Below are 3056 nucleotides of genomic sequence, written 5' to 3'. Positions count from 1 at the left end.
GTCCGGACGCGGCCGATATTCTCGATTTCAGCCAGCGCGACTGGACGCATGACCGCTGGAGCGGCGGCGCCTATAGCGATCTCATCGTCGACGTGACGGCAAGAGATGCCGAGCGCACGATTCTTGCCGGCGCGCCGCCGATCCATTTTGCGTCGTCGGAAGTGTCGCCGTCCTTCCCCGCCTATGTCGAGGGCGCGATCGTGGCCGGGCACATCGCCGCCGGGAAGATTTTGGCGCGGCTTCAGTCCGCCATCGCCACCAGGGCCTCTGGGTCGTAGGCGAGACGGATCGGCGCGCCGACCGGAATGTCGTCGGCGCCGAAATCATTGGTCTCGGTCACCGAGAGCGGCTTTTCCAGCCCCGGGATCTCGACGATCAGATGCGTGATCTCGCCGAAATAGTGGCGCTCGACCACCTTGCCGGCGACCTCGAACTTGGCCGTCGCATTGTCCCAGAGCACGCGCAGCCGCTCCGGCCGGATACCGAGCGTCGCCGCGCCGCCGTTGCGGACGAAGGCCTTCGGCTTGTCGGTCCTCACACGCCCGAAGCCAAGCGTGTCGACAACCAAGGACGCGCCGTTCTCCTCGACGATCTCGGCCTTGACGAAATTCATGCCGCCGAGGAAGTCGGCGACCTGGCGGTTGACCGGGCGCTGGTAGATTTCCTTGGGCGAGGCGACCTGCGCGACACGGCCGCCGAACATCACGGCGATGCGGTCCGACATGGCCAAAGCCTCGTACTGGTCGTGCGTGACCAGCACGAAGGTGATGCCTACCGCCTGCTGCAGCCGGCGCAACTCGACCTGCATCTGCTCGCGCAGCTTCTTGTCGAGAGCCGATAGCGGCTCGTCGAGCAGCAGCACCTTGGGACGCATGACCAGCGCGCGGGCCAGCGCCACGCGCTGACGCTGGCCGCCGGAGAGTTCGGTGGCGCGGCGCTTGCCAAGGCCGGTCAGCGACACCTGCGCCAGCGCCTCCTCGACGCGGCGCTTTTCTTCGCCGCCCTGCAGTTTCAGCCGCTTCAGCCCGTAGGCGACGTTCTGCTCGACATTGAGATGCGGAAAGATCGCGTAGCTCTGGAAGACCATGTTGGTCGGACGCCGGTTGGCGGGAATGCCGTCCATCGGCTGGCCGTCGACGGCGATCGAGCCGCTGGTCGGCGTATCGAAGCCGGCGATCATGCGCAAAAGCGTGGTCTTGCCGCAGCCGGACGGGCCGAGCAGCGAGAAGAACTCGCCCTCCCTGATCACGAGCGATGCATTATCCAACGCCTTGAACGCGCCGTAGCTGCGCGTGACGTCGCGGATCTCGATCATGGCGCGATCGGACATCGTTCGCTCGGATTGGACCCGCTCAAGCATAGAGGCCTCCCTCGTTCTGGGTGCGTCTCGCCGCGCGGCGGCGCAGGATCTCGGCAACGGTCATCAGCACGAAGGACGCCGCCAACAACAAGGTACCGAGCGCCAGCACGCCGGGGAGCTTGGCCGCGAAGCGCAGCTGTCCCCAGATGTAGATCGGCAGCGTCGCCTCGGTGCCGGTGAGGAAGAAGGCGATGATGAACTCGTCGAGCGAGATGGTGAAGCAGACCAGCAGGCTGGAGATGATCGCCGGCGCCACCATCGGCAGCGTCACGCGCCGGAAGGTGCCGAAGGCGCTTTCGCCGAGATCGGCGGAGGCTTCCTCGAGGCTGCGGTCGAAGCCTTCGAAGCCGGAGGTCAGCACCGTCATCGAATAGGGAATGCAGACCAGCACATGCCCAAGCACGACCGTGAACAGCGACAGGCTCAAGCCCAGTTGCAGCATCACCAGGAGCATCGAGATGGCAACGATGACCTCGGGCAGCACCAGCGGGGCCATGATCAGCCCGTTGACGGTGCGGCGGCCGGGATAGCGGTAGCGGGTGATCGAACGGGCAGCGAGAATGCCGAACACGGTCGACAGGATAGCGGCCGAGGCGCCGACAACCAAGCTGTTCCAGGTTGCGTCGATCAGCGCCGGCGTGCGCGGCAGGTCCTGGTACCAATGCAGCGTGACGCCTGAGAGCGGGAATTTCGGCGTCGCCGCGGTGTTGATCGAGAAGATCGGCAGGAAGATCACCGGCAGATAAAGGAAGAGGATGTAGAGCGCGGCGTAGCTCGACAGCCAGCTTGGCAGGTAACGTCTGATCGCCGTCATCGCGCCAGCCTCTGCAACGCGCGGATGACCAGCACCGCGGCGCCGGCCATCAGCGAGACGATGACCATGGTGGTGACGGAGAGTGCTGCGCCGAGCGGCCAGTTCGACGCCTTGCCGAATTGCGCCTGGATGGCGTTGGCGATCATGACGCCGTCTTTGCCGCCGACCAGCTTCGGCGTGACGTAGTCGCCGACGGTCGGGATCATGACGATCAGCGCCGCTGAGATGACGCCTGGCGCCGACAGCGGCAAGGTCACGCGCAGAAAGGAGCGCAGCGGCCCGTCGCCGAGGTCGGTCGCCGCTTCGACCAGGGTGCGGTCGACCTTCTCCAGCGAAACGAAGATCGGCAGGATGGCGAAGGTCGCCCAGGCGTGAGTCAGCGTGATGATGACGGCGCTGGAATTGTAGAGCAGCGCAGTCGACGGCTCGTCGATGATGCCGAGGCCCATCAGGCCGGAATTGAGCACGCCGTTGTAGCCGAGGATCACCTTCCACGACATCACGCGCAGCAGGTAGCTGGTCCAGAACGGGATGGTGATGAGGAACAGCCAGAGGCTCTTCTGGCGGCCGCCATGGAAGGAAATGAAATAGGCGATCGGATAGGCGAGCAGCACGGTGAGCAGGCTGACCGTCAGCGAGATGTAGAGCGAGCGCCAGAGCAGGTCGCGGTAGATCGGCTCGGTCAGCGCGATCCGATAATTCTCCAGCGTGAATGTGTGGTCGATGGTCAGGTAGTCCTGCGTCCAGAAGGAATGGGCTATAACAACCAGGATCGGCAGGACGAGAAGGATGAGCGCGTAAAGGAAAGTCGGGCTGATCAGCGCAATGCCCTGGACGGCTTCCGACTGCAGAAGGGCACCTCGTCTGGCTCTCGCCATGCGC

At 64.8% G+C, this 3056-nt stretch carries 4 protein-coding genes; 1 reads left to right on the top strand and 3 read right to left on the bottom strand.

The features are described from left to right. On the top strand, nucleotides 1-278 hold a 278-nt coding region (locus EOA60_RS26185; RefSeq protein WP_206628245.1), incomplete at its 5' end, for an FAD-dependent oxidoreductase. Here EOA60_RS26185 and EOA60_RS26180 read toward each other — a convergent pair. From EOA60_RS26180 to EOA60_RS26170, 3 genes are read right to left on the bottom strand one after another with little or no spacing between them, the layout of a single operon-like run. Then, nucleotides 242-1315 carry an ABC transporter ATP-binding protein gene (locus tag EOA60_RS26180; RefSeq protein ID WP_095824185.1) on the bottom strand — a complete coding sequence of 358 codons (1074 nt, stop codon included), beginning with the start codon at nucleotides 1313-1315 and terminating at the stop codon, nucleotides 242-244. The genes EOA60_RS26185 and EOA60_RS26180 overlap by 37 nt on opposite strands. Before the next feature lie 37 nt (nucleotides 1316-1352). Then, a complete protein-coding gene (locus EOA60_RS26175) occupies nucleotides 1353-2174 on the bottom strand; it encodes an ABC transporter permease (RefSeq protein WP_095799857.1) in 822 nt (273 codons plus the stop codon). Next, the gene (locus tag EOA60_RS26170) at nucleotides 2171-3052 is read right to left on the bottom strand and encodes an ABC transporter permease (protein ID WP_128312121.1); all 882 of its coding nucleotides are present in this window, start codon (nucleotides 3050-3052) and stop codon (nucleotides 2171-2173) included. Before EOA60_RS26170 ends, EOA60_RS26175 begins: the two co-directional genes overlap by 4 nt. Nucleotides 3053-3056: the final 4 nt, after the last annotated feature.

The sequence above is a fragment of the Mesorhizobium sp. M1A.F.Ca.IN.020.06.1.1 genome (assembly GCF_004023265.1).
Lineage (GTDB): Bacteria > Pseudomonadota > Alphaproteobacteria > Rhizobiales > Rhizobiaceae > Mesorhizobium.
The sequence above is the reverse complement of the archived record's forward strand: the minus strand, read 5'-3'. Positions and strand labels throughout refer to the sequence as shown.